Source organism: Sphingomonas sp. NFR15 (genome assembly GCF_900103265.1).
Taxonomy (GTDB): Bacteria; Pseudomonadota; Alphaproteobacteria; order Sphingomonadales; family Sphingomonadaceae; genus Sphingomonas; species Sphingomonas pollutisoli.
Genome location: NZ_FMWX01000001.1, coordinates 750,926 through 772,580, shown reverse-complemented (window position 1 = coordinate 772,580; position 21,655 = coordinate 750,926). Strand labels below are relative to the sequence as shown.

Annotated in this window: 15 protein-coding genes; 6 read left to right on the top strand and 9 right to left on the bottom strand. The window is 68.6% G+C overall.

Annotated elements, in window-relative coordinates:
* Window positions 1–97: 97 nt before the first annotated feature.
* Both BLS81_RS03595 and dld read left to right on the top strand, forming a co-directional pair.
* Window positions 98–1,669: a DUF5060 domain-containing protein gene (locus BLS81_RS03595; RefSeq protein ID WP_093221786.1), complete on the top strand. Its 1,572-nt coding sequence runs from the start codon at window positions 98–100 to the stop codon at window positions 1,667–1,669.
* Entirely contained in the window at window positions 1,666–3,336 is a 1,671-nt protein-coding gene (gene dld, locus BLS81_RS03590; RefSeq protein ID WP_093221783.1) for a D-lactate dehydrogenase, read from the top strand. The genes BLS81_RS03595 and dld overlap by 4 nt, the downstream gene beginning before the upstream one ends.
* Before the next feature lie 3 nt (window positions 3,337–3,339).
* On the opposite strand, the gene BLS81_RS03585 is transcribed toward dld, so the two are convergent.
* Together BLS81_RS03585 and BLS81_RS03580 are read right to left on the bottom strand one after the other, a co-directional pair.
* Window positions 3,340–4,326, bottom strand: a complete 987-nt coding sequence (locus BLS81_RS03585) for an MBL fold metallo-hydrolase (RefSeq protein WP_093220791.1) — start codon at window positions 4,324–4,326, stop codon at window positions 3,340–3,342.
* On the bottom strand, window positions 4,327–5,061 hold the full coding sequence (locus BLS81_RS03580) for a LamG-like jellyroll fold domain-containing protein (protein ID WP_093220789.1): 735 nt from the start codon (window positions 5,059–5,061) through the stop codon (window positions 4,327–4,329). It abuts the gene before it with no gap.
* Between the two features lie 74 nt (window positions 5,062–5,135).
* On the opposite strand from BLS81_RS03580, the gene BLS81_RS03575 reads away from it, so the two are divergent.
* Window positions 5,136–5,822, top strand: a complete 687-nt coding sequence (locus BLS81_RS03575; RefSeq protein WP_093220786.1) for an HPP family protein — start codon at window positions 5,136–5,138, stop codon at window positions 5,820–5,822.
* A gap of 7 nt (window positions 5,823–5,829) precedes the next feature.
* Here the strand turns inward: BLS81_RS03575 and BLS81_RS03570 are convergent, their stop codons facing one another.
* Window positions 5,830–6,723 carry an SDR family oxidoreductase gene (locus BLS81_RS03570; RefSeq protein WP_093220783.1) on the bottom strand — a complete coding sequence of 298 codons (894 nt, stop codon included), beginning with the start codon at window positions 6,721–6,723 and terminating at the stop codon, window positions 5,830–5,832.
* A gap of 177 nt (window positions 6,724–6,900) precedes the next feature.
* On the opposite strand from BLS81_RS03570, the gene BLS81_RS03565 reads away from it, so the two are divergent.
* Complete coding sequence (locus BLS81_RS03565; RefSeq protein WP_093220781.1) at window positions 6,901–7,680, top strand: IclR family transcriptional regulator; 780 nt, start codon at window positions 6,901–6,903, stop codon at window positions 7,678–7,680.
* A 31-nt stretch (window positions 7,681–7,711) separates the two neighbouring features.
* The gene (locus BLS81_RS03560; RefSeq protein ID WP_093220778.1) at window positions 7,712–8,560 is read left to right on the top strand and encodes an alpha/beta hydrolase; all 849 of its coding nucleotides are present in this window, start codon (window positions 7,712–7,714) and stop codon (window positions 8,558–8,560) included.
* 95 nt (window positions 8,561–8,655) lie between these two features.
* Here the strand turns inward: BLS81_RS03560 and BLS81_RS03555 are convergent, their stop codons facing one another.
* The 6 genes from BLS81_RS03555 to BLS81_RS03530 form a co-directional block, all read right to left on the bottom strand.
* Window positions 8,656–10,173 carry an MFS transporter gene (locus BLS81_RS03555; protein ID WP_256326078.1) on the bottom strand — a complete coding sequence of 506 codons (1,518 nt, stop codon included), beginning with the start codon at window positions 10,171–10,173 and terminating at the stop codon, window positions 8,656–8,658.
* Between the two features lie 26 nt (window positions 10,174–10,199).
* Complete coding sequence (locus tag BLS81_RS03550; RefSeq protein WP_093220776.1) at window positions 10,200–11,315, bottom strand: beta-galactosidase BglB; 1,116 nt, start codon at window positions 11,313–11,315, stop codon at window positions 10,200–10,202.
* A 12-nt stretch (window positions 11,316–11,327) separates the two neighbouring features.
* The gene (locus BLS81_RS03545) at window positions 11,328–12,551 is read right to left on the bottom strand and encodes a glycosyl hydrolase 53 family protein (protein WP_093220774.1); all 1,224 of its coding nucleotides are present in this window, start codon (window positions 12,549–12,551) and stop codon (window positions 11,328–11,330) included.
* Complete coding sequence (locus tag BLS81_RS03540; protein ID WP_093220771.1) at window positions 12,548–15,610, bottom strand: beta-galactosidase; 3,063 nt, start codon at window positions 15,608–15,610, stop codon at window positions 12,548–12,550. Before BLS81_RS03540 ends, BLS81_RS03545 begins: the two co-directional genes overlap by 4 nt.
* Window positions 15,611–15,683: 73 nt before the next feature.
* Window positions 15,684–17,219, bottom strand: a complete 1,536-nt coding sequence (locus tag BLS81_RS03535) for a rhamnogalacturonidase (RefSeq protein WP_093220768.1) — start codon at window positions 17,217–17,219, stop codon at window positions 15,684–15,686.
* A 10-nt stretch (window positions 17,220–17,229) separates the two neighbouring features.
* Window positions 17,230–18,435, bottom strand: coding sequence for a rhamnogalacturonan acetylesterase (locus tag BLS81_RS03530; RefSeq protein ID WP_093220765.1), 1,206 nt, complete (start codon window positions 18,433–18,435; stop codon window positions 17,230–17,232).
* Between the two features lie 218 nt (window positions 18,436–18,653).
* Between BLS81_RS03530 and BLS81_RS03525 the strand changes: the two genes are divergently transcribed.
* Window positions 18,654–21,632 (top strand): TonB-dependent receptor, encoded by a 2,979-nt coding sequence (locus BLS81_RS03525; RefSeq protein ID WP_256326047.1) that lies wholly within the window; start codon window positions 18,654–18,656, stop codon window positions 21,630–21,632.
* Window positions 21,633–21,655: the final 23 nt, after the last annotated feature.

The window sequence follows — 21,655 nt, the reverse complement described above, 5'->3', positions numbered from 1 at the left end:
GGCTTCGAATATCGGCGATACGCTTTCGAATATAAGATTATATTGACGTCATAGATTTCGAATGCTTTCGTTTCCGCAAAGAGACGAGGAGGGTGGCTTGACCGTATCGCGACGCACGATCCTGACCGGCACGCTCGCGGCCGGTGCCGTCGCGGCGAGCCCGGCGCTGGCCGCGCCGGCCACCGAGGTCGAGCGCTGGGGCGTGTTCGAAACCGCGCTGTCTGGCCCGGCGCAGGGCAATCCGTTCGACGAGGTGCGCGTCGCGGCGGTGTTCGAATGCGGCGGGCGGCGCCTTCGCGTGCCGGGCTTCTACGACGGCGAGGGCACCTACCGTATCCGCTTCAGCCCCGATGCGGTGGGCGCTTGGCGCTGGCGATCGGAAAGCAACGTCGCGGCGCTCGACGGTCAGAGCGGCGCGTTTCGCTGCGTCCCCGCGGGCAAAGGCAATCAAGGCCCGGTGCGGGTGACCGCCGACGGCTTCCACTTCGCATATGCCGACGGCACGCCCTACCGGCAGATCGGCACGACCAGCTATAGCTGGGCGCTGCAATCGGACGCGAAATGCGCTGAGACGCTGGCGACGCTCGCCGCCGCGCCGTTCAACAAGATGCGGATGCTGGTGTTCCCGAACGTGCCCTCGGTCGCGACCGATCCGTTCGTGCGCACGGGCACCGGGCCGCGCGACTGGGACGCGAGCCGGTTCGATCTGGCGTATTTCCGTCGCTACGAGGATCGGCTGCGCAAGCTCGGCGCGCTTGGGATCGAGGCCGACGTGATCCTGTTCCATCCCTATGACTCGACACGCGGCTATTCGGACATGCGCCGCGCCGACGACGAGCGCTATCTGCGCTACGTCGCTGCGCGGTTCGGGGCGTTCCGGCATGTCTGGTGGTCGATGGCCAATGAATATGACGATGTGAAGAGCAAGAGCGACGCCGATTGGGACCATCTGTTCCAGGTGCTGCAGGCCGCCGATCCGCATGGCCGGCTGCGCTCGATCCACCAGATCAAACGCTATTACGATCATCGCAAACCCTGGATCACCCACGCGAGCGTGCAGAACGGCCACGCCGTGCTCGACGATGGCCGCGCCGAGCTTCACCGCGCGATGACGGGCAAGCCGGTGATCTTTGACGAGGTCTGCTACGAAGGCGATATCGCGAAGCGCTGGGGCAACCTCTCGGGGGAGGGGATGGTCGAGCGCTTCTGGTGGGGCACGATCGGCGGCACTTATGTCGGGCATAGCGAAACCTTCGCGAGCGGCCGCAACGCCGATTTCTCCTGGCTGGGGCAGGGCGGTACGCTACGCGGCACGAGCGCACCGCGGCTCGCCTTCCTGCGCGGTATCCTCGAAGACGGGCCGGTGCCGGGGATCGACCCGATCCAGACCTGGTGGGGCTATCGGCTCGGCGGACGCGAGCATGACTATTATCTGCGCTATTTCGGGGAGGAGGCGCCACGCGAATGGCCGGTCATTCTGCCGGGGAAAGGCGCGGAAGCCTTGCATAGCTATCGCGCTGACATCATCGATACCTGGAATATGACGATCACCCCGGCGGGCACCTTCACGATGGCGCAGATGAACGAATATGACGTCCACGATCCGGCGCGGCCGACGCTCGCGCTGCCCGGCAAACCGTGGATCGCGGTTCGGCTGACGCGCGCGTGAGCGACGCGCTGCTGACGGCGTTGCGGCAGGTGGTCGGCAGCGGCCATGTGCTGACGGGGGATGCCGAGACTCATCGTTTCCGCACTGGCTATCGGTTCGGCACCGGGCCGGCGCTGGCGGTGGTGCGGCCCGGATCACTGGTCGAACTGTGGCGGGTCGCGCAAGCGGTGGTCGACGCGGGCGCGATCCTGATCCCGCAGGCGAGCAACACCGGCCTCACCGGCGGATCGACGCCCGATGGCGATACCTATGATCGCCCGGTGGTGATCGTGTCGATGCGGCGGATCGCCGGGGTGCATGTGGTGCGGGGCGGCGAGCAGGTGGTGTGCCTGCCTGGCGCGACGCTCGACGTGCTCGAACGAACGCTGGTGCCGCTCGGGCGTGAGCCGCATTCGGTGATTGGATCGTCGTGCATCGGCGCGTCGGTGCTCGGCGGCGTGTGCAACACCTCGGGCGGCGCGCTGGTGCGGCGCGGGCCGGCGTTCACCGAACTGGCATTGTACGCTCGGGTCGATGGCGACGGGCGGCTCGAATTGGTCAACCATCTGGGCGTGGACCTCGGCGACACGCCTGAGACAATCCTCACGCGCCTCGAACGTGGCGATTTCGGGGAGATACAGGCGGGTGGCCGTGCCTCCGATCACGCCTATGCGCGGCATGTCCGCGAGGTCGATGCCGCCACGCCGGCGCGCTTCAACGCCGATCCGGGGCGGCTGTTCGAAGCATCGGGATCGGCGGGGCATGTCGTGGTGTTCGCGGTGCGGCTCGATACCTTCGCGAAGGAAGCCGCGACAGCGGTGTTCTACATCGGATCGAACGACCCCGCCGACCTGACGCGGCTCCGGCGCGAGATGCTGGCGAGCGATCTGCCGCTGCCGATCGCGGGCGAATATCTCCACCACGATGCCTTCGTGCTGACCGAGCGCTATGGGCGCGACACGTTCCTCGCGATCCGCCATCTCGGCACCGCGCGGCTGCCGGCGCTGTTCCGCTGGAAGGACCGGGTCGATGGCTGGTTCCGGCGCATCGGGCTGCGCGACGTCGCGGACAAGACGTTGCAGGCGGCGACGCGGCTCGGTCCCAGCCATTTGCCCAAGCGGCTGACCGACTATCGCGACCGGTTCGAACATCATCTGATGCTGCGCGTGAGCGGCGCCGATGCGGAGGCGACCGAGGTGCTGCTCGCGCGGGTGCTGGGGCAGGGGCAGGGCGCGTTCTTCCGCTGCACGCGTGAGGAGGGCGACGCCGCGTTCCTGCACCGCTTCGCGGCGGCGGGGGCGGCGGTGCGCTACCGCGCGGTGCATGCGCGCGAGGTCGCCGATATCGTCGCGCTCGATATCGCGCTGCGCCGGAACGACCCCGACTGGTTCGAGACGCTGCCGGCCGAGCTGGACTCGGCGATCGCGCACAAATTCTATTACGGGCATTTCTTCTGCCACGTCTTCCACCAGGATTACGTGATCCGCAAAGGCCATGATCCGCTGGAGATCGAGCATCGCATGTGGGCGCTGCTCGATGCGCGCGGCGCGGAATATCCGGCCGAACACAATGTCGGCCATCTGTACCCGGCCAAGCCCGCGCTCGCCGCCCATTACCGGGCGCTTGATCCGACCAACAGCTTCAATCCGGGGATCGGTCAGACCTCCAAGCGGGCGCACTGGGGGTAGACGTCAGTCCAGCGTGAAACTTTCTGCCGGTTGCAGCGCGACGAAGCGGGCGGGGTCGATGCCGCGCGCGGCCAGCCCGGCGGCGAGGCGAAGGGCGGGATCGTCGCGCGGCTCGTCGGTGAGCTTGAACGTGCCCCAGTGGATGCCGATCGCGGCGCGCGCGTCGAGATCGGCCATGATCTGGATCGCGTCGTCGGGATCGGTGTGCTGCGCGGCCATGAACCAGCGCGGATCATAGGCGCCGATCGGCAGCAGCGCGAGATCGGGCGCGCCGAAACGGGCGTAAATCGCGCGGAAGATCGCGCCGGTGCCGTAGCCGGTGTCGCCCGCGAAATAGACCTGCCGCCCGGCGACGCGGAGCATGAAGCCGCCCCACAGCGCCATCCGCCGATCCCGGACGCCGCGCGACGACCAGTGCAGCGCGGGCACGACATGCGCCTGTGCGCCGGGCGCGACCTCGGCATGTTCGCCCCAGTCGCGCGCTATTGTCCGCGCCGCTGGAATATGGCGTTTCACGATCACATCGTTGCCTAGCGGGGTCACGATCAACGGGTCGTGGCGGGCGTGGAGCGCGCGCAACGTGGCGATGTCGAGATGGTCGTAGTGGTTGTGCGACAGCAGGATCGCGTCGATCGGCGGGAGCGCGTCGAGCGTCACGCCGGGCGCGGTGACCCGCTTCGGCCCGGCGAAGGCCAGCGGGCTGGCGCGCGGCGACCAGACCGGATCGGTGAGGATGTTGAGCCCGGCGACCTGGATCAGCACCGTCGCATGGCCGACCATCGTCACGCGCAGCCCGGCGACGCGTGTTTCGGGAACGACGGGCGAGACTTCCAGCGCGCGGGGCCAAGGCGTGTTGGGCGCGGCGCGGCGCCAGCGCAGCACGTCGCCGAGCGAGCGGTCGGTTTCGGGTTCGTTCTCGACGTTGCGGAAGCGCAGCCCATCGAAATGATCGGTGACCGGGCCGGCGTGATAGGGATTGCGTTTCGGCATTCAGAGGCGACCTCGCCCGGATCGCGCCGTGCCGGGGGGCAGCAGCCGGAAATCCGCCGGATCGAGTGCGCGCCGCGCGAAGAACGCCGCCCGGACCGCGCCGTGAAAATAATTGACGCGGTTCATCCGCATGCCGATCGCGGCGCGGCCCGGCCCGCCGGGGGAGCGCTGCGGCGCGAAGGCGATCGGCGCCTCGGCCTGAACCACGCCGTCGACGAACGCGCGATAGACATGGCCGTCATAACTTTGCGCGACGTGATACCAGCGGCCGACGGGGAAGCGCCGCGCCGGCGCGATCAGCGTCTGCTTATAGCCGGGGCCGGTTACGAAGGCGTCCAGATACCAGCTTCGATCGACCACCCGGATTTCGAACAGCATCCGCGTCGTGCCGGTGCCCGGCGCGCCGCCCGCGCCGTCATCGGCTTCGAGGTGGAACCACCGCTGCTCGAACGCGCCGCCATCGGGGCGGAACAGCGCCTCGGCGGTGAAGGTGCGCGCGCCCACCAGGGGATGGCGGCCGATCAGCAGCGCGTCGTCCACGCCGTCGAACGCGGTCGCCGCACCCCACGGGCTGTCGATGAGGGTGGGGGCGCCGAGCACCTCGACCGGCAGCCCGCCGATCGAGCGCAGCGAATCGAACCGCCAGAGATCGCCGGTCGGCCTCCCCCAGGCGAGGCGCGGCATCGCGAGCGTGGCCAGCGGCAACGCGCCGCGCAAAAGATCTCGCCTGCGCATCAAGGCCCTCCTGTCCCCGGCTTGCTATCATCGGTGGCTCGCGCCGCGCAAATCCGGTAGCGACCCGCCCCATCATGACCGAGCCGAAAAACCCTGACGTGCGAAGCTTCTGGGCAGCCTTCGTGCCGCCGCCGCCCGCGATCGGCTGGGGCGAGCGGGTGCGCGGCGCGCTCGGCGCGGCGCTCGGCATCGTGCTGATCGGGTTCGTGTCGGCGTGGTGGATGGGGGCGGGCTCGTCCGGGCTGCCGTTCCTGATCGCGCCGATGGGCGCATCGGCGGTGTTGCTGTTCGCGGTGCCGGCCAGCCCGCTCGCGCAGCCCTGGCCGATCATCGGCGGCAACCTGATCGCCGCGCTGATCGGCGTGACGGCGGCGCGGACGATCGCCGATCCCGTCACGGCGTCCGCGCTCGCGCTGGGGCTCAGCATCGCCGCCATGTCGGCCTTGCGCTGCGTCCACCCGCCGAGCGGCGCGGTGGCGCTGACGGCGGTGCTCGGCGGCGGCCGCATCGCCGCCGCAGGCTATGGCTTCGTGCTCGAACCGGTGCTGCTCAACTCGCTGCTGCTGATGATCGTCGCGATCGCGTTCAACACCGCGACCGGCCATTCCTATCCGCACCGCGCCCATGCCACGGCGAAGCCCGCGCCCGACGCGCTCACGCCCGCCGATTTCGACGCGGTGCTCGCCGAATATGGCGAGACGCTCGACATCGACGCGGCGGACCTGAGAGCCTTGTACGAAGACCTCCGCCGCCGCGCCTGACGGCGGTTCAGGCGATTCCGGCGCCACCGGTCACGCCGAACACCTCGCCGGTGATGTAGCTGCCCTCCTGGCTGGCGAGCAGCACATAGACCGGCGCGATCTCGACCGGCTGACCGGGGCGGCCGTATTGGCTTTCGGAGCCGAACTTCTCGATCACTTCCTGCGGCTGCCCGCCGGACGGTTGCAGCGCGGTCCAGAACGGACCCGGCGCGACCGCGTTGGCGCGAATGCCTTTTTCGAGGAGCTGCTTCGAGAGCGCCTTGGTGTAGGCGACGATACCCGCCTTGGTGGTCGCGTAATCGAGCAGGATCGCCGAGGGCTCATACGCCTGGATCGAGGCGGTGGTGATGACCGAGGCGCCCGCCGGCAGATGCGGCACCGCGGCCTGGGTGATCCAGTGAAGCGCGTAGAGGTTGGTCTTGAGCGTCACGTCGAAATCTTCGGACGTGACCTTCGAGATATCCTCGCGGTTCTGCTGGTGGCCGGCGTTGATGACGAGGATGTCGATTCCGCCGAGCTTCTCGACCGCCTGCGCGACCAGATCGCGGCACCATGCCTCGTCCGTGATATCGCCGGGCAGCGCGACCGCGGTGCGGCCCTCGGCCTCGATCAGCGCGATCACCTCGGCCGCGTCGGGCTGTTCGGAGGGAAGATAGGAGATCGCGACGTCGGCGCCCTCGCGCGCGAAGGCGATCGCGGCGGCGCGGCCGATGCCGCTGTCGCCGCCGGTGATGAGCGCCTTGCGCCCCTTCAGCTTGCCCGAGCCGGTGTAGCTCGTCTCGCCGTGATCCGGCTTCGGCTCCAGCGCGCGTGCGAGGCCGGGCACCGGCTGCGGCTGGCGGGGGAAGGGCGGGCGCGGATATTGCTGTCGCGGATCTTGCATCGTCAGGCGGTCGCTCATGGGTAACTCCTTGAAGGATCAGCGCTTCAGCGATCGAGCGCAGCGGTGGTTCCCGATCGCGGACGCCCGCCGCCGGGCGTTCCCGAAAGCGCCGGCGATCAAAAAGCTGCTGACTCGCGCCACCATCTCGGCGTAGGTCCGGCAATCCGCGCTGCCGCGCGGAACGAGATGAGAGTGATGGACGAGCAGGACGAAAAGCAGGAACCGGCGGGCGTGAAAGGCGCGCAGACACTGATGCGCGCGCTCGATATCATGGACGAGGTGATCGCCGGGCCGATCCGCGCGACCGATCTCGCGCGCAAGCTGGGGATGAGCAAGACGACCGCGCACCGGCTGGTGCAGGCGCTGGCGTCACGCAACTATCTGCAGGTGACGCCGACCGGTTTCGCGCTCGGGCCGAAGCTGCTCCAGCTCGGCGCGCTGGCGACCGAGCAGATCAACTTCATGCACATCGCCCGCCCGTTCATGGAATTGCTGTCCGAGCGGACCGGCTTCTGCGTGTTCGCGGGCAAGCGCGAGGGCGATTGGTCGCGCCACCTCGACCGTGTGACCGGGCGGCAACGGCTGCGCGTCGCGACCTCCCCGGGCGACCGCCGCCCGATCGCGGAGACCGGGATCGGCAAGGCGCTGCTGCTCGACGAGCCGGACGAGCATTGGGCGCAGCTCTATCTTCAGGCGACCGGTGAGCCGGCGGGTTCGGCGCGCAGCACCCGCTTCATCGCGATGATGCGCGAGAACCGCGAACGCGGGCTGGTGCTCCATGACAGCGAACTCGGCGATGGGGTCCGCTCGATCGCCGCACCGGTGCGCGACGCGCGGGGCCAGATCTGCATCGCGATCAGCATCGCCAGCGCGGCGCATTATCTGACCGAGGACACGATCGACGATCTCGCCGCGCAGGTCGCGCGCGCCGCCAATCAGGTCAGCGCGGCGATCGGCTACAAGGGCGCGAAATAGCGGCGCCGTCCGGCGCCGAAGCGGGGACATCATGACGAAGCTCGGCGCCGATACCCTCTGGCCAATATGGGCGGATACCGCGAGCGAGCGTGCCTTCACGCTCGAGGATGCCGCCGCGGCGCCCGAGCGGGCGGTGGTGACGGCGGTCGCCGAGCCGGTGTTGCTCGGCTTCGCGCCCGCCGCGCCCAATGGCCGCGCGATGCTGGTGCTCGGCGGCGGGGGCTATGTCGCGCTGATGGCGGGGCGCGAGGGGGTGCAGGTCGCGCGCTGGCTGACCGGCCTCGGCTATCACGCGTTCGTGCTGATCCATCGCTTTCCCGACGCGACGACGGGGCCGTCGGCGCCGCTCGACGACGCGCGCGCGGCGATGCGGCGTATCCGCGCGAGCGGGGCGGCGCCGGCGGGGCTGGGGGTCGTCGGCCTGTCATCGGGCGGGCATCTCGCCGCGTGCCTGGCCGCCGAATATCCGGCCGAGTGGCGCGAGCCGCCCGCGCCGCATGGCGAAGCGACGACGCGGCCTGATGTGCTGGTGGTCGGCTACGGCCCGCTCTCGACCAATGCCAAGGGCCGCACGCTGCGGCCCGACAAGCCGCCGCTGCCGCCCGCCGAGAAGCAGGCGTTGTACGACCGGCTCCAGCCCGACGCGCAGCTCCTGCCCGCGCCGCCGCCGATGTTCATCGTCTATTCCGGCAACGACGCGGTCGTCCCGGTCGAGAATGCGCTGCGGCTGTATGGCGCGGCGCGCGCGGCGGGAGCCGTCGCCGACCTCCACGTCTTCGGCGACGCGCCGCACGGCTTCGCGCTGGATACGCCGGGGTTGCCAGTGTCGGCGTGGCCGGGCCTGTGCGAAGCGTGGTTGCGGCAGGTTGGGTTTTTGTAATCGATAAAAGCCGTTCGTCCCGAGCGAAGTCGAGGGACCGGCCCGTGCGCGGGTGTCTCGACTTCGCTCGACACGAACGGGCGAGGGCCGGAGCCTCAGCGCGCGCGGGGCGCCGCGACGGGATTGTTGCCCCACAGCCGGGCGTAGCGCCAGCCCGACAAAGCCTCGACGACCACCGCCGCCTCCGGCGAGGAGGGCGTGCGCGCGCCGCGGCGCAGATGCTCGATCTCGTCGAGCAGGATCTTGTGCGTCGCCGGGGTCAGCCGGAAGCGGAGCGAGACCAGCACGCCGAACGCCAGCATCGCCAGCGTGCCGGCGCCGAGCACCGCGACGATCGCCGCGATCGCCTGCGGGCTTTGCTGCGCCGATTTCGACACGAAACCGGCCGCCTGCATCACCTGCCCGACGAGGATGACGGCGAGCGCCTGGCTCATCTTGCGCACGAAGGTCATCACGCCCGCGAACGCGCCCTCGCGCCGTCGCCCGGTGACGATCTCGTCGACGTCGGCCATGTAATTGTAGGTCGCCCACGGAATATAGTTGAGCGCGCCGCGCCCCAGCCCGGCGAACACCACCGGCAGCCAGAACAGCGCGGCGGTGGCGGTGTAGCCGGCCGCGTACATCGCCAGGAAGATCACCACGCCGCTCGCGAAGCTCAGCGCGGCGAAGCGATAGGCGGCGGCGGGGGAGAGCCGCAGCGCGAAGTTGATCGCCAGCACCACCGCGACGAGCTGGACGATATAGGTGACGCCGACGAGACTGGCGACGATCGCGGTCGATCCCGCCAGCGCGAAGATCACGAAATAGGTGAAGGCGGCGTTGTAGATGTCCTGGCTGATATAGCCGCCGAGGTACATGCCGAGGTGAAGCCGGAACGCGCGGATGCGCAGCGTCGACCACAGGTTGCGGTACAGGGCGGCGAAGGCCGCGCCGAGCGTGGGGCGGTCGCCCGCGGCGTCGTCGAGCCCGGCGGCGCGCGGGCGTTCCCAGCTAAACAGGTACAGCAAGGTGGCGGCGGCCATGAACAGCGCGGAGAAGATGATGCCCATGTAAAGATAGGTGTCGGGGGAGTCGGGCCCGAGCCATGCGATCAGCCAGCCCGGCAGGAACGCGGCGGCGATCGCCGACACCTGGCCGATCAGGATGCGCGCGCCCGCGAACTTCGCCTTGGTGGCGTAATCGGTCGCCATTTCGGAGGCGAGCGTCTCATAGGGGATGATCTCCATCGCATAGACCATCTCGAACAGCACGTAGGTGACGAGATAATACCAGAAGCCCTGGCCCGCGACCCACATCACCGCGAAAGACGGCAGCAGCGGGATCGCGGCGAGGATGAAGAAGCGCCGCCGCCCGAACCGGCGCCCGAGCCACGACCGCCCGAGATTGTCCGAGAGATGCCCGATCAGCGGGCTGGTGAACGCATCGAGCACGCGCGCCACCCCGAAGATGATCGTCGCCTGCGCCGCCGAAAGCCCGCAGAAGCTGGTGTAGAAGATCAAGATCCAGGTGCTGACCACCGCCATCGACCCGGCGCCGAGGACGTCGTTGCCGCCATAGGTGAGATAGGTGTGCAGCCGCACGCGGCGGGGCGCGTGGCGGGTGGTGTCGGACACGGTCTCCACGGCGGCGCTCCCGGAAGTCAGATGTAGCTGCGCAGGAATTCGGCGAGCGCGCAGATCGCCAGGCTTTGTCCGTACGGCATCGAGGTGAGCGCGATGTCCTTGTAGAATTGCAAGGTGTCCCCCATCGCGGTGCCGAAGCTGACCTGCCTGAGTTCGCCCGTCTCGTCGATATGGGCGAGCACGCCGCGCACCGCCTTGATGCCGACCGCCTCATACGGGCGCGGGAGGTAGCCTTTGCGCACCGCCTTGAGGATGCCATAGGCGAACCCCGCCGTCGCCGACGCTTCGAGATAGCTTTCGGGATCGACGATCAGCGTGTGCCACAGCCCGGTTTCGGCGTCCTGCGTCTCGGCCAGCGTCTTCACCTGCGCGGCGAGCGTGTCGATGAGGAAGGTGCGCAGCGCGTCGCCGTGCGGCAGATCGAGGATCTCGATGATCTCCGGAATCGCGATCGTCACCCAGCAATTGCCGCGCGCCCAGAGCGCCTCGGCGAAATTGTGGCGCCCGTTGAAGTCCCAGCCGTGGAACCACAGCCCGGTCTTCTTGTCGAACAGATATTTGATGTGGACGAGGAACTGGCGCTTGGCTTCCTCGACATAGTGCGGGCGATGGAGCAGCAGCCCGATCTTGGCGAGCGGCAGCACCGACATCATCAGCGTGTCGTCCCACAGCTCGCCCGGATTCTCGTCGTTGTAGACGATGTGCTGGAAGCCGCCGTCCTCGGTCTTGGGCAGGCCATCGGGCGCCATCAGCCATTCCGCCCAGGTGTCGAGATAGGGGATGTAGCGCGGGTCGGGCGCGTGTTCGTGGAGGTAGGCGAGCGTGATGAACGGCGCCATCGTGTTGATGTTCTTGGTCGGCGTGCCCTCGGCGAAACGATCCTCGAACCATTGCTTGATGATGCCGAGCGCGCGCGCGTCGCCGGTCTGCTCGTAATAGCGCCACATGCCGAACAGGCCGACGCCGTGGGTCCATTCCCAGCCGGCCCAGCCCTTGGTGTCGATGATCCGCCCGTCCTCGAGATGGAGCAGGAACGCGCCGGTTTCATCGGTGATGGTGAGGAGATTGTCCATCAGCCGGCCGATCGCCGCCGTCACCTGGGTGCGCGGGATGTCGTGGGTGAGAGCGGCCAAGGGTATCTCCTGTTACTTGCGGGTCGGGGCGGGGCGCGCGGTGGCCGACAGGCCGTAATCGCGCGCCATGTGACGATAGAGGTCAAGAAAGCGGGGATCGGCATCGTAGCGGCCGCCATGATCCTCTGGCGGGGGCGGGGCCGCGCCGGATGCGCCGCCGGGCGCCTCCGCGCCGTTGGCGCCTTGCGACAGCAGGTTGGGCCTCGGCCCTTCGCCGGCGTTGACGCCGTTGCGCGTGAAGATCGCTTCCTGGTGCCGGGTCGGTTCCCAGATGAAACTGCCCCAGCCGGCGCGATGGCCGTGAACGAGATCGTTCAGATAGCGTTTGCGCGAGCTATATTCGATCGCGAAGAAGCCGTGATCGGGATAGCGCCGTTCGAACGCGTCGAAGGTGCGCGCCCAATCACCCTCGGCCGCCTGCTGGTAGCAGGAGAAGCCGGTGGCGTCGAAGCGCACGCCACGACGCAGCAAATTGTCCATCCACGCCTGCACGATCGGCCAGTGGCGCCCGAGATGGTTGTGCAGCGCGATCTTCGCGCCCGGCACGGCTTCGCGCGTGCCGGCGATGCCGGCCTTCAGCAAGGCGGCGAAACGATCATAGCCGCCCGCGCCGGCGACCTGCATGTGGGTGCGGTCGGTGACGGGATTGCCGGTTGGGATCGTCAGCGGCACGCGCCCGTCGGGCCAGAGCATTCCGAACGTGGTCTCGTTGCCGATGATGACGAGATCGGGCGCGGCGCCCGCCGCCGCCATCGCCGCCAGCGAATCGCGGCTATGCCGGTGCACCGCCTCGACCAGCTTCGGGAAGGGCAGCCCCGCCCATGCCGCCGGCTTGTCCTGATGCTGGGGATCGGCCCAGGTATCGGAATAGTGCAGCGTCAGCGAGAGGTGGAAGCCCGCCGCCTTGATCCGCCGCGAAAAGTCGATGATCTGGGCTAGGCCGCACCACGGACCACCCGGCTTGCCGCGCGAATAGCCGTTCGCGGGATCGACGAACAAGCGCAGCTTGATCGCGTTGAAGCCGGCATCGCGGAAGATGGCGAGCGGATCGCGCTCGACACCGCCTTCGTAATAGCGCGCGCCCGCCGCTTCGTCCTCGGGCACCCATGAAATGTCGGCGCCGATCAGATAGGGCCACGGGCGCGTGGCGGCGGGAGCGGCGCGCGTCGCCCCCGCGAGCAGCAGCCCGCCCACGCCGACCCCCAGCGCGCGCCGCGAGAGCGAGACGGCGCTCACTTCAGTTCGGCCGGAGTGCGCGGCGCGGCGACCATGCGGACGGGGAGGCCGCCCGCCACCGTGCGCAGCGTGACGAGCTTCACCGCCTCCAGCGCGTCACCGGGCGCGCCGTCGCTGGTGACGGCGAGCGCGATGACGTTGTGGCCGTGATGATCGAGGATACCCTCGGGGATCGGGAAGGTGCGCTGCGGACCGACATGCGCGATGAACTGGCCCATGTTCCAGCCGTTGACGAACAGCAAAGCCCGGTAGCGCGCGACCGATCGCGGTGTGGCCGGATCACCGAACGACACGGCGATCGTCGCATCCTGCCCCTTCGGCACCGCGAGGTCGAAGCCGGTGCGATACCAGGTGGTGCCGGCCTTCGCCGCTGCGGCGGGGAGCGTCGCCGCCGCCCACGTCCGGTCATCGAAGCCCGGCAGATGCCAGCCCTGTCGCTCGCCATATTGGCCGCCGCTGTTGGCCGGGCCGCGCGCCGGATCGGGCAGGTCTTCGCCGCCGCGCCGGCCCTGGATCCGCCAGGCGATCGGGATGCCGAAGCTGCGGCCGCCCGGCGCTTCGAGCGATGCGGAGATCAGGCCGCGCGCTTCCTTGTGGTAATCGTCGGCGTCGAGATCCCAATTATGGCCGTCGTTGCGGATCATGATCGACAGGACGTGCTCGCCCGGCGCCTGTGCGGTCGCGGGAAGCGTGAAGCGCGCGCCGCCGGTGGTGATCGGGCGGGGCAGGCCGCCGGGCAGTTCGTCCTGGCCGACGAAGACGCCGTCGAGCCAGACCTGTACCAACCCCGATCCGCCCGCGCCGTAGAACAATGCCAGCGTCTTCGCATCGGGCGCGCCGGTGAAGCGGCCACGATACCAGACGTCGCCGTCGTGGAAGCCGTAGGAATCCATTCCCATGTTGGGCTGGCCGTCCGGGCGCGCGGTGATGCTGGCGCTGGCTCGGGTGTCGACCGCTTGCCAGTCGGCGTCGTCGAAGCCCGGCGCGGTTTCGGGAACGCCGTCGGCGGTGCGCCAATGGGCGAGCGCTGGCAATGTCACGGCGGCCGGGCCGGCGAGCGGGCGGGTCGCGACGAGGCTCCCGGCGGGGGTCGCTTTCACCGGCACGGCGCCGTCGTTCCAGCGCACCGCGCGTACGGCTTTCGGTGCCCACAGCTCGAGCGGCGTGTCGGCGGCGGTGTCGCCGGTCAGTGCCAGCATGCCGCCCCGGCTCTCCGCCGTGCGGACGAGCCCCGGGCCGCGTACCAGCACGGGCCCCCCCGCGCTGTCTTCGCGCCAATATCGGACCGCCTCCATTTCGTCGGCGAGGATCAGTGTGAGCGGCGGGCGGCCGCCGCCGCTGATCCGCACGACCGCGCGGCCGGCATGCGTGTAGCCGAGCTTGAGATCGCCCGTCGCGGCATCGAACACGCTCGTCGCCGTGCCTTCCACCACCGCGACGGTGGGCGCGGAGGCATAGCGCAGCACGGTCTCGCCCGGCTCACCGGCGCGCCCGTAGAGCAGCAGCAGCGCGGCGTGGTCGATCGTCTGCGCGCTTTGCAGCTCGGAGGTCGAATAGACCAGCCGCTGCCCGGCGAGATCGACTCCGGCGACCAGCCATTTGGCATCGAAGCCGTCAAGCCGCAGCGGCAGGGTGTACCGGCCGTCGGGGAGATCGGCGGTGACGGTGAAACGGTCGTCGCTCCGCGCATTGGAGGGCTTGTGCGTCACCAGCAGGAAGCGCGCGTCGCTCTCGGGGTTCCGGTTGTGATAGACCTGGATGGCGGGGGAGGAGATCGCCACCGGCCGGGCCGGCACCATCCCGGCGAGATCGGGCACCGAGGCGATAAGGCCGCCGAGCTGCTTGAGTTCCCCGGCTTTCTCGCGGATGTCGCGCGGTTCGGAGATCGCCGCGCCGTAATCATAACTGGTGAACACCACCGGCGCGGGCAGCCAGCCCCAACTCGTACCGCCATAGCCCATGTAGAAGCTCTGGATGCCGATGCCGTTGGCGAGATTGGTGCCATAGAACACGCGCTGGAAGCGCTTGCCGCGCTGGATGGCGTTGCAATCATAGCCGCCGTTCGATCCCCAATAATCGAACCAGCCGCCGCCGAATTCGGCGAGGAAGCCGGGCGTGTCGGGCGATGCCGACGCGCCGCCCTTCGCGCCGCCGGGGCCGTAAAAGCCCCAGTCGGGCGCGGTGACATCGCGGGTCGGCTTGCCCTGCACGGTGCAGGTGCCTCCGGGATAACCGTCGAACGCATAGAGATCGTTGGGGCCGTGGACGACCTGCGCGACCGGCGAACCGTCGGGCACCCAATATCCGTTGCGGCCCTGATCGTTGTGGAAGATCGGCACGGTGATGCCGTCCGCGCGGGCATGCGCGTACAGATGGTCCATGTAGCGCCGCTGCGACGCGGTGGTCGCGGACAGTTCGTTCTCGATCTGGTGGAGGATGACGGTGCCGCGATGCCCCTTGCCGTCGCCGTTGATCTGGTGGCGGGCGATGATCGCGTCGATGCGGCTGGTCCATTCATCGACGGCGGCGAGATATTGCGGATCGTCGGTGCGGGCCTTGGCGCGCTGGTTGACGAGCCAGCCGGGGAAGCCGCCGCGCGACAATTCCGCGTTCACATAGGGGCCGGCGCGGGTGATGACGTAGAGGCCCGCTTCCTCCGCCATCGTCAGCAGCCGATCCATGTCGCGGATGCCGCTGAAATCGTACACGCCCTGCTTCGGGCTGTGATATCCCCAGTCGAAATAGACGGCGACGGTGTTGAAGCCGCTCGCCTTCATCTTCTGGAGGATGTCGCGCCACAGATCGGGGCTGGGCAGGCGGAAGGGGTGGAACTCGCTCGACCAGATCAGCGTGCGCTTGCCGTCGATCATCAGCGAGCGCGCATCGTAGGAGACGCGGCCGAACGTGCGGACCGGGGCGGCGAGATTGGCAGTCGGCCTCGCCACCTGCGCGGCGGCGGGCGACACGAGGCAGGCCGCCGCCAGCAGCGCGGCGAGCGTTCGACCGACCGCGTTGCGCGCGCTTCGGCGAAAATGCGTTTGCGATGCGCGCGCGCTCATTACCCCTCCTGTCGCCATATTATGAAATCATATTCCGTAATATGGGTAATGTACCGGTTGTGCGTGTCAAACGTCAAGCACGGAACAGCGGCGTCCGCGCGATCGACAGGCCGGGCGCGTCCGCAAAGACGAAGGGCGGGCGGCCGTCGGGCGTGGCGGTCTCGGCGGTGAAGCGGTCGATCCGCAGCCGTTCGGCGTGGCGCACCCACAAGGCCCAGCACGGCAGCACGCCGAACATGCTCGGCTCGGGATAGGCGCTGGCATGCTCCTCGGGCATGGCGCGCGCATCCTGCGCCGTGCCGCCGCCGCGATAGGACAGGTGGATGCGGCTGAGCGAGACATCCTCGATGCGGTGGCCGGGCAGGCCGGCGATCGCGGCGGGAAAGCGGTGGTCGATGCCGCGCGCGTCGATGTCGCTGATCGCCACGCCCCGGATCGCGCCGACGCCGGTGCCCTCGGGACCGCGCCGCCGGTCGCCGAGCCGCAGGAACAGCGGCGCGGTCGTCACGTCGCGCATCGTCAGCCGGCGGGCGACGACGTTCTCCATCACCCCGCCATCGACCGTTTCGAGTGCGAGGCCACGGCAATGTGTGAAGCTGCAATCCTCGATCCGGACGTTGCGATAGCCGCCGTTCGATTCTGTGCCGAGTTTGATCCGCCCGGTCACGCGGTCGCGGTCGGGCGCGAGCTGCTGGGCCGTGCGCCGGGTGCCGTCGAGCAACGATCCCATGTCATAGCCCGACACGACGCAGTCGCGGATCACGATGTCCTCCGCCGCGACCGCGCGACCGAGCGCGAAGCTGCTCTTCACGACGATGGCGTCGTCGTTGGGAGAATTGACGCGGCAGCGCTCGACGACCACGTCGCGCACGCAATCGAGATCGATGCCGTCGCGGTCGGTGTCGATCGTGAGGCCATCGATGCGCAGCCCGCGCGTGCCCGTCGCCAGAATCGCGAAATGCCCGCCTTTCAGGACCGAGAAGCCCGACAGGTGGATGTCGCGCCCGCCGCGAAACGCGATCGCCTTGTTGCCGAGGCCGATCATCCGCTCCCAGTCGGGTTCCAGCGCCGCGATCTCGCGCGCGCTCATCCCGCGCATCGAGAGCGGGCGCTCGCCGGTCTGCGCCTTCCAGCGCGCGCCGGGGCCGTCGCGGGTGAGGCCAGCGCCGTCGATGAGCCCGGGGCCGACGATCGCGACTTCGGAGACGTCCTCGCCCCAGATCAGGCTGTTGCGCCAGTGGCTGTGCCCGAAATCCTGATAGAGTTGCTCGATTCCGCCCTCGGGCACGTCGTAGCGGCCGGGATGGCGGGCAGGGTCGGCCGCCTCGATGACGGCGCCGGCGGCGAGCAGGAGCGTGACGCGGCTCCTCAGCCGGATCGAGAAGCACAGGTAACGGCCGCGCGGCACGACGACGGTGCCGCCGCCCGCCCGTGACGCGGCGAGGATGGCGGCGTTGATCGCCGCGCTGTCGATCGCGATGCCGTCGCCGCGCGCGCCGTGATCGCGCACGTCGAAGCGGCGGGCGAGGTGCCGCGCGAACGGCAGCGCGGCGACGGGCATCAGCGCCAGGCTGGCGACCATGCCCAAGGTGAGATCGCGGCGGTTCATCCGCATCGCGTCAACTCCCCGCCGGACGATCGGCGGCGCGCGGGGCGCTCGCGACGATCGCCACCTCGGACGGCGCTGGCGGGCGCGCGGGCGAGAAACGCGGCATGACGACGTGTGGCGCGAGCGCGGGGATGGTGGCGCGGATCCGTTCGGCGACCGCGCTGGCGAGCAGCCAGGCGCCGTAATCGTCGTGATGGGTCAGATCGGCGCCGTCGTTCGCGAAGGCGCGGGCCGCCACGGCCGGCCCGAGCGCCTCGTAGATCGCGCGGCTGTCCGCGTTGAGGTCGATCAGCGGCACGGCCTGCGCCTGCGCCAGGGCGCGCACCGCCTGCGGATAGCCGCCCAACGTTTCCTTGATCCGCCCCCGCGCGTCGAACGTGCGTCGCTCGGGCGAGGTCACCAGCACGGGGAAGGCGCCACGCCGCCGCGCCTCGGCGATGTAGGCGGCGAGATAGGCCGGGTAGGTCGTATCCGCCGCGACGTAGGTCTGCGGCCATTCCGCTTTCTGGTCGTTATGCCCGAACTGGATGAACAGCCAGTCGCCGGGCTTGATCCGCGACAGCACCTTGTCGAAGCGCAGATCGGTGAGGAAGCTCTTGAGCGTCGCGCCCGAGCGCGCATGGTTGGCGACCGCGACCGTATCGTCGAGCATCGCCGGCAGCATCTGCCCCCAACTCGCATAGGGTTCGGCGGCCTGGTCGGTCACGGTGGAATCGCCGACCAGATACAGCGTCGGCGCGGTCGCCGGGACGATATCGACCGAGGTTACGCGCGGATCGCCGAGGAACTCCAGCGTCAGCTTGTCGTCCCAGGTATATTCCGCCCGATCGCGCGCGTCGATGCGGACCGTGGCGCCGCCGGGCGCGCTCTGCGGCGGCGGGGGGAGCGCGGGGGTCCGCACGTCGACGAGGAAGCTGCGCGTGACGAACTGTCCGGCGCGCGTCGCGACGCCGCGCAGCATCAGCCGGCGCGCTTCCGCCTTGACGGTGGCCTCCGCCGCGACGCGGCGGTCGCCGAGCCGCACGGTGACGCGGTACAGCCCCTCCGGCACCGCCACCGAAAAGGCGAAATCGGCGGCGGACCCGCCGGGCTCGACCCCGTGCCCGCCCGCCCGATACGGCTGGCGGTCAGGCGCATTCGCCGACAGATCGAAATGCAGCGCGCCCGCCGGCGAGGCGGCGGCGAGCATCACGGCGAACGCGGCGTTGACGGGCATCGGGCATCCTCTCCGCCGGGTATCCAAGCGGCCACAGCGCCCGGCGGGCTTCCGTTTGGTCCCATAAAGCGCTGATAATTTCCATATTTAGGGAATATCTGCGCGTCAATGGAACTTTCCGGCTTTTCATACATCCGATTTTCAACCATATACATCAACTATGTTCCACAATGTAAAACATTGGGACAATAAAGTTGCTATCAAAGGGGAGGTTTGGCGTGGCGGGTACGTTCCAGAAGACATCGGCGTGGCTCCATTGCACGTCCGGCGCGGCACTGATGATCGCCGCCGGGCTCGCGCTTCCCGCCCACGCGCAGACATCCGCCGAGGATGGCGGTTCGCGCCCGGTCGCCACGCCACCGTCCGACGCGGAGGTGCAGGATATCGTCGTGACGGGGTTCCGTGCCTCGCTCGACAGCGCGCTCAACCTCAAACGCTCGCAGACCGCCGCGGTCGATTCGATCGTCGCCGAGGACATCGGCAAATTCCCGGATTCGAACCTCGCCGAATCGATGCAGCGCATCCCCGGTGTCGCGCTCGCGCGGGGCGACGGCGGCGAGGGCAAGAACATATCGGTGCGCGGCCTCGGCGCGCAATTCACGCGCGTCCGCATCAACGGGATGGAAGGCACCTCGCAGACCGGCAGCTCCGACATCTACGGCGCGGGCAACACGGGCCGCAGCTTCGACTTCAACGTCTTCCCGACCGAGATCTTCTCGTCGCTTTCGGTGCGCAAGACGCCGTCCGCCGATATCGAGGAAGGTTCGCTCGGCGCGACGGTCGATCTCGCCGCGCCACATCCGCTCGACCAGAAGGACGATTTCGTCGTCGCCGCGACCGGACGGGCGATCTACGGCGAAATCTCCAAGCGCGCCGATCCGCGCGTGTCCGCGCTCATATCGAAGAAATTCGGCGAGGGCCGGTTCGGCATCCTCGGCTCGGTCGCGTACAACCAGCGCCACCTGCGCGAAGTCGGCTATTCGGCGGTGGATATCCTGTCCGCCAACACCAACGGCGGTTTCTGCTCGCCGATCGGCGCGCCGATCAACACCGCCGGGCAGACACCGGCACAGCTCGCGCTGCGCGGTGTCACGGCGACCAACTGCAGCACCAACAATCCGCGCACCGGCAGCCTTTCGGCCTACAACGCGATCGTCAACGCGCGCCGGGCCGACGCCCCCAACACACCGGGCAGCGGCGCGTTCTTCCCGCGTATTCCGCGCTACCTCAACTCGACGCAGAGCCAGGAGCGGATCGCGGGCACGCTGACGCTCCAGTTCAAGGACGGCGACGATACCGACATTTCGCTCGACCTGCTCTATTCGCGCTTCCACGTCATTCGCGACGACAATTATCTCGGCGCGATCTCGTTCGGCCGATCGGCGTCGAACGATGGCCAGCCGATGACCTCGGTCACCGACCTGCAATTGTCGTCGCTCGGCTCGGTGCAATATGGCGCGTTCAACGGCGTCGATATCCGTTCGGAGGGGTTGCACGCCGATTTCACCTCGACGTTCAAACAGGCCAACCTCAACTTCATGCACCGCTTTACCGACCGGCTGAAGATCACCGGCAAGTTCGGCCTCAACCAGTCCGTGTTCGACGATCACCAGCGCGTGCAATATTTCATGGACGCGATCGATAAGGGCTTCACGCTCGATTACCGCAAGGGCGGCACCACCCCGTTGCTCGGCTTCGGCTTCGACGTGACCGACCCGGTCAATTTCAACTATGCGCCCGGACTCGCCGACGGCACGGTGCTCGGCGGCTTCTCGCTCCAGGGCAAGCCCGCGACCACGACGACCGACGGCTATCTCGCCGAGTTCGAGGCGGAATGGGAGATCAATGACGCGCTCACGCTGCGCGGCGGCGCGCAATATCGCCAATCGAAGCAGTCGGGCATCGACACCCGCTATTACACCGCCGACACGCTGGTGAAGCCGCTGCCCGCCGGCACGTCGCTTGCCAGCATCTCGTCTCGGATCACCGATTTCGGCGCCCTTTGGGGCAATGGCGCGCCGGCGAGTTGGGCGACGCTCGACTGGAAGAAACTCTACGACACCGCCAATCTCGGCGCATCGCGAAGCTGCACCATCGAATGCGGCAGCCCCAAGCCGATCGTCCGCGAGGAGGAGAAGAGCGCGTTCGCGATGGGCGTGTTCGATCTGACCGATACGATCGGCTTCGGCGTGCGCGGCGATGTCGGCGTGCGCTACATCAACACGCTGCAATTCTCGTCGGGCTATGTATCGACCGCGAGCGCCGCGTCGCCGACCGGCGTGACCGGCCTCTATGGCGCGGTGACGCGGAGCTATGACGACTGGCTGCCCTCGGCGAACATCGTGTTCGAGCCGATCCGGAACCTGCTGCTCCGCGTGTCCGGCGCCAAGGTGATGTCGCGCCCGGAACTGGGCGTGCTCACCCCGACGAGCGGCGTCAACCCGGTCACACGCACCGGCACGGTCAACAACCCGCTGCTCGAGCCGATCCGCGCGAACACCTTCGATGCCGCGCTCGAATGGTATTTCCGGCCCGGCTCGCTGCTGTCGGCGGCGTTCTTCTACAAGGACATCAAGACCTATATCCAGAGCGTGACCAGCCTGGTGCCGTACACCGATCTGGGGCTACCGGTGGCGTTGCTCGACGGCAGCAACACCCAGCCGACCGAGCTGTTCAGCGTGACGCGCCCGGTCAACACGCCGGGCGGCAAGCTCAAGGGCGTGGAGATCAACGCGCAAGTGCCGTTCAGCTTCCTGCCCGGTGTGCTGAGCAATTTCGGCGCGCTCGGCAATTACACCCACGTCACCTCGCGGATCAATTATTGCCTGACCAGCGTCGCCGGCGTCTGCACCGTCACCACCACCAACGATCTCGTCGGCCTGTCCAAGAACACCGCCTCGGGCACGCTCTATTACGAGGATCGCCGGTTCAGCATCCGCGGCACGATCAATTATCGCGGACCGTTCATCCGCGGCATCCCGGCATCGGCGGGCAGCGACCTGCAAGGCAATGCGCAGACCACGTATGTCGACGCCTCGGCCTCGTACAATATCACCGAGAATTTCAAGCTCATCATCGAAGCGCAGAACCTCACCGACGAGCAGAACCGGCTCTATACCGACAGCCAGCGCAAGGACACGTTGTACCAGACGCGGGTGGGCCGCACCTTCGCGGTGGGCGTCAACGCGCGTTTCTGATCGGGCTCGCGGTGGGCGCCGTC

Coding starts and splice junctions, on each gene's coding strand:
- BLS81_RS03585 (WP_093220791.1), bottom strand. CDS start 4,326: ATGCCGAAACGCAATCCCTATCACGCCGGCCCGGTCACCGATCATTTC.
- BLS81_RS03580 (WP_093220789.1), bottom strand. CDS start 5,061: ATGCGCAGGCGAGATCTTTTGCGCGGCGCGTTGCCGCTGGCCACGCTC.
- BLS81_RS03575 (WP_093220786.1), top strand. CDS start 5,136: ATGACCGAGCCGAAAAACCCTGACGTGCGAAGCTTCTGGGCAGCCTTC.
- BLS81_RS03570 (WP_093220783.1), bottom strand. CDS start 6,723: ATGAGCGACCGCCTGACGATGCAAGATCCGCGACAGCAATATCCGCGC.
- BLS81_RS03565 (WP_093220781.1), top strand. CDS start 6,901: ATGGACGAGCAGGACGAAAAGCAGGAACCGGCGGGCGTGAAAGGCGCG.
- BLS81_RS03560 (WP_093220778.1), top strand. CDS start 7,712: ATGACGAAGCTCGGCGCCGATACCCTCTGGCCAATATGGGCGGATACC.
- BLS81_RS03540 (WP_093220771.1), bottom strand. CDS start 15,610: ATGAGCGCGCGCGCATCGCAAACGCATTTTCGCCGAAGCGCGCGCAAC.
- BLS81_RS03535 (WP_093220768.1), bottom strand. CDS start 17,219: ATGAACCGCCGCGATCTCACCTTGGGCATGGTCGCCAGCCTGGCGCTG.
- BLS81_RS03530 (WP_093220765.1), bottom strand. CDS start 18,435: ATGCCCGTCAACGCCGCGTTCGCCGTGATGCTCGCCGCCGCCTCGCCG.